Here is a 4,878-nt window from a genome sequence, read left to right on the forward strand (position 1 = left end):
AAACCTAGGTCAAAGACCAACTACGCTTGGGGAGAGGAGACCTCTATTTTTCCTGGCTCCGGCAAGGGATAACAAGTCACCTCGTTGAAACAAGAATCCCCGTCCTTCCAGGGCGGGGAGTGTCAAACAATTAACAATATGCTTCAAACCTATTCATGATTGTTGGGAGAGGCGTTTGACTGGTTCACCCCCTAATAAGTTATGGGCATCTTCCAGAAAAGCTGGTATTTGATCAGCATGAGGACTGTTACGCAAACATTGGCTCAGGTCTAATTCTCTGAGCCGATTGGCTGGGGCACCAGGAAACCAGTGACCCCCATTAGTTAAGAGGTTGTAGCGCATTTTCGCATACTCTACGAGATCGTAAGCGATCGCTAAATTCCTCAACCACAAAATCACTGGAATATTTATACCCCCTGGAGTTTCTGAATGGGTGGGTAAACCAATGTGCCAACTTCGGAACCAGTCTTCTCCCAATTTTGCGATCGCTTCTGACTCCAAACGCTCTAAAATCGGCGGTAATATTTCCTCTGAGCGCTCCAGAAGTTCTACAGCTTTAAGGTGTTCATCAAAATCTGATGGTCGAGATGCCCCTAGACTCAACGTATGCACCTGGGGATGGCTCAAACAAAACAAATCATTAAACACCATTGGGCTAAGGGGAGCACAAAGTTCCACTAACCGTTGTGGTGGTTTATAGAGCATACCCCCTTTATCGGAAGGGCTAATGATGAACACCCCCATATCGTGACGAGTAGCGGCTTCAATGGCAGGCCAATTTAACTGATTAATGTAATACCAGTGCAAGTTAACGTAGTCAAACTGGTCCGTTTCAATGGTTTTAACAATCACATCTGTAGGACCATGAGTCGAGAATCCAATAAACCGTACCTTCCCCTCTGCTTTAAGCTGTCGCGCTACATCTAAATAACCACCAGGACGGATAGTATCATCTAGCAACTCAGGGGTATTAATCCCATGGATTCCCAGTAGGTCAACATAGTCAAGTTGTAATAAAGCTAGGGATTGATTAAACTTACGACGAAATTCTTTGGGGTCAGGCTTAGGATTAACTTTAGTCTGAACAATCAGTTGTTCTCGGGGAAATTTTGGCAAAATCTCTCCTAATTGCATTTCAGAAGTACCGTAGCCACGAGCAGTTTCTATGTGATGAATGCCAAGCTCTAGAGAACGGCGGATTGTTGCTTCCAAATTCTGTTGATGATCTTGGGGAATTTGCTCCTTGGGAACATCCTGCCACTTGAACTGGTATCGCATACCACCACAGGAAAAGACTGGCATCTGTAATTCTGTACGCCCAAATCTTCGATATTGCATCATAAACCTGCTTTGAATCACACAGCTGCTAGTGTCTGCTCTTTGAGCATCTAACTATTTTTAGATTACTTTACAACGTCAGCATTCAGCCGTTAGCATTCAGCCGTCAGTATTCAGCCGTCAGCTTCAGCCGTCAGCATAGTGTAGCTTACCCATAGCCCATAAGCAGATCAAGTAGTGTGCGCTACTTGATCTGCTACTTGATCTGCTATCAGGTATCAGCCAAAGGCTGTGGCCAAGCTATGGGAATAGTTTATCCCCGTAGTGCATGCTACACCGAACAGCTTTTGAATAAAATAAACTGACAGCTGACAGCTGACGGCACCTCAAATAGCATCTCAAGTAGCGCATATGCTTACCAGGCTCCAATGTTTTGGCATAAAAAAATCTAGCGTTTACCAAGCTAATCAGGTACAATGAGGATAGCTCAGATAATTCTCCTAAAAAACCATGAAAGCCTACTCTGTTGACCTTAGACAAAAAATTATTGATGCTTATAATCAAGGCAATATCTCTCAACGTAAGCTTGCTCAACAGTTTAATGTTGCCTTAAGCTTTGTTCAAAAATTACTCAAACAGTATCGAGAAACCGGAAATATTGCTCCCAAAGTTAGAACTAAACAAACTCCGATAAAACTTACCCCAGAGCAATTAAATATTCTCCGAGATCTTGTCATCAAAAACCAGGATGCTACGTTAGATGAACTCCGGATTTGGTTAGCCGAAGAAACGGGAGTTTTAATTGGTCGTTCCACAGTCGATCGAATGATTAAACGTTTGAATTTAACCCGTAAAAAAAACATTATACGCCACAAAAATAGGCACAAATAAATTCAAAAATAATCTTTATATTTCCTGGATAATGGATACTAGTGCAATGGGGAATCGTGGTCATATTACTGATTCCCCATTACCTCATGCCAATCACCAAAATTTAGGGACTATTTGATAAGTGATTAACCAGACTTAATCTCAAATCTCTTTAGCTGCCTGCTGAATCAGATGACGAGCAACAGTTTGAATCCCAGTATGCTCATAACAATTGGTGCTAGCGTCTAGAAATGCCGCTACATAGTCTAACTTGTCATCAGCAACTTCTATAAAGCCACCCAGACGGTCAAACAGTGACTCAGGGCTTAACCCAGTAGAGGAAATTAAATTATCCATCCAGTCACCAACTGCATCAAACGTGTTACTGATAAATCCCTGTTTATCGGATTCAGGAATTGAGTCACTGATAGCTGCAAAGGCAGGATTGTCTCCTAGAGCGGACTCCCCTCCTTCATCCAGACTATTTCGTACTTTAGACATGAAGTCAGCACCGAGAGGAATTAGACCATCGATGCAAACTAAGGCTACCATCCGCATCAGAGCTTCCTTATGATAGTTTTCTGCCACAGAAGCAGCAAAATCTACCGGATTAAAACCAAGGCCGTGAATCTTGCTATGAGCGATCAGTTCTCCGACTAGTTTTATGCTCAAGTCAACAGATTGAACGGTGTCAGCTTTGGGAGTCAGTCTGTCTAAGAATGGAATCCAGCTGAAGGTATCCCCAACTTTGTCAGCTAAAGCCGCTGCTGCGATCGCTGTGTCAGTCTTGTCAAGAGTTTGGTAAATCCAGATAGCTGTTTGGTATCCCTGATCAGGGTCTTCGTACAGCTCAAGGGCGCGTACGCGAATTGACTCAATCACATCTGGATCTGTTTCCCCTGTAACTGAGCTAATTGTATTGTCAAAACCGACGAGATTTTCCCATTCCCCCGGAACAACAAAATCCAGTACATTCAGGATTTTTACGGTTATATTATCCGTTGGAAGTTCGTCAACTAATTCAATAATTGATTGACCCATTTTCAGTTGTTTTAACTATAAACTTCTCTCAGGAAAACATACACCATTGTAAATGTCAATTGTGAATAAAGTATGAAAACAATCCTAATCTAATCGGCATTGCTTAGGGAGCATACTGAGCCAAACTAATTAACGTCAAAGTCTACAGGTGCGACCCGTGGCGAATTTAATTCGCCAACGGAAAGCGCACCTCAGGAAATTCAGGAGAACTTGGTTCAGCTTCTAGCAGTGCGGCAACTCCATCCCCCTTGAGCTGATTACCAATTACTAATAGCTTTTTGCCAGTAACATTGTAAATGTCATAACGTTCATTGCCTTCAAAAAGGTTATTTCCAGGAGTACTAGCAGTGCCTAAATCTGGCTGAGATTGGCTAATCGCTACCAAGCCATCCCGACTATTGTTGATAATTTGGTTCTCGCGCAGCACAGGACGTGCAGACCCTTCAATCACCACCCCGTCAATGTTGTCACGAATCTGATTATTTACTACCAAGGGTGAACTGTTGCCCCCTATCGCCAAACCATGACCGGTTTGCTCAATAATATTGCCCCGGATTTCTCCTGTTGCTTCCCGAGTTACAGATATACCGTTTCCTTGGTTATTGGCAAAACGATTATTTTCAATCAGAGGGTTTCCTTTACCACTAACAAACACTCCTTCCCGATGGCTATTGATAAAGGTATTGTTGCGAATGATGGGATTGGTGGATTCTACCCACACACCACTCCCTCTGGTATTAGGATTAGTAATAGTTAGTCCCAGAATCTGAGCATCTTGAGCTGCCAATATCGTTACATTCTGACCTGCCCACGTGCGACTGAGGTAAAGACCGCCACCAATTATAACTACTCCTTCACCTCTAGGGGACTTGTTTCCCTGGAGAATCATGCCAGGTTTGAGTTTAAGGGGAAAGGTTTCTCCCTGTTCAACGGTGTACTGACCTGGCGCTAGCTGGATAGTAGCTAAGGGACGAGCTTGCTTTAAGGCATAGGTAATGGTTTTGAAGGGATTAGCAGTGGTTAGACCAGCGTTTTCCGTGTCCGTACCCTGTTGAGAATCCACGTAAAAAACTTGCTTGATCCCTGGTGGCGACTGCCTAGGTTTCGGTCTCGGGAAGGTACGAGTAGGAAAATTGTCTGGTGTTGGTCTACTTATCCGGTCAGATGAATCCCATTGTTCACAGCCTGTTACCGCTAAAGCAATAATTAATCCAGCAGCAACTAATACAAAGTTACGGGACTCAGTTAGCTTAGAAACTTTGTATTGCAGCATTGTCAAGGTCAGTACTCAACTGGATGGAATTAAAATTTTCTTCAAGTATTATTAACTATTATTCTAGTACTATTCTATTGGAGATTTTGTCCCTTTTTGAGTATAGACGTTCCTTGACACTCCCATCACGCTCATCAAAGATTATAGTGTTCGCGTAGCGGCTCCAAAGGAGCTGGGATTCTTAAGAGTAGAAAACCCTTAACGGCTGAGCCAAACAGCCTCTACACCCTCCGACTCAAAAAATCATTGGGCTTACTTTTTCAAGATTACAGTTGGTTTACCCTTTTAGCAGCGATGCAGCGCGGTCTTGGGGAGGCAGCGCGGTCTTGGGGATCTCCCCCATGAGCGACTGCCGTGGTTTCCCCCACTCGCTATTGCATCAAGACAATGCCAGGAAATTGGCAGTGCCCGTTTTC

At 43.6% G+C, this 4,878-nt stretch carries 4 protein-coding genes; 1 reads left to right on the forward strand and 3 read right to left on the reverse strand.

The window, feature by feature from the left end; genetic code table 11:
* Positions 1–153 precede the first annotated feature (153 nt).
* Positions 154–1,338, reverse strand: a complete 1,185-nt coding sequence (locus F6K20_RS24345) for an aldo/keto reductase (protein ID WP_008190635.1) — start codon at positions 1,336–1,338, stop codon at positions 154–156.
* Positions 1,339–1,788: 450 nt separating this feature from the next.
* On the opposite strand from F6K20_RS24345, the gene F6K20_RS24350 reads away from it, so the two are divergent.
* A complete protein-coding gene (locus tag F6K20_RS24350) occupies positions 1,789–2,169 on the forward strand; it encodes a helix-turn-helix domain-containing protein (RefSeq protein WP_008190637.1) in 381 nt (126 codons plus the stop codon).
* Positions 2,170–2,310: 141 nt separating this feature from the next.
* Here F6K20_RS24350 and F6K20_RS24355 read toward each other — a convergent pair whose 3' ends face one another.
* Both F6K20_RS24355 and F6K20_RS24360 read right to left on the reverse strand, forming a co-directional pair.
* The gene (locus F6K20_RS24355; protein WP_008190639.1) at positions 2,311–3,189 is read right to left on the reverse strand and encodes a hypothetical protein; all 879 of its coding nucleotides are present in this window, start codon (positions 3,187–3,189) and stop codon (positions 2,311–2,313) included.
* Between the two features lie 166 nt (positions 3,190–3,355).
* A complete protein-coding gene (locus tag F6K20_RS24360) occupies positions 3,356–4,462 on the reverse strand; it encodes a DUF1565 domain-containing protein (RefSeq protein WP_287296336.1) in 1,107 nt (368 codons plus the stop codon).
* Between the last annotated feature and the right edge of the window lie 416 nt (positions 4,463–4,878).

Origin of the sequence: Moorena sp. SIO2C4 (assembly GCF_010672485.1) — a bacterium.
Lineage (GTDB): Bacteria > Cyanobacteriota > Cyanobacteriia > Cyanobacteriales > Coleofasciculaceae > Moorena > Moorena producens.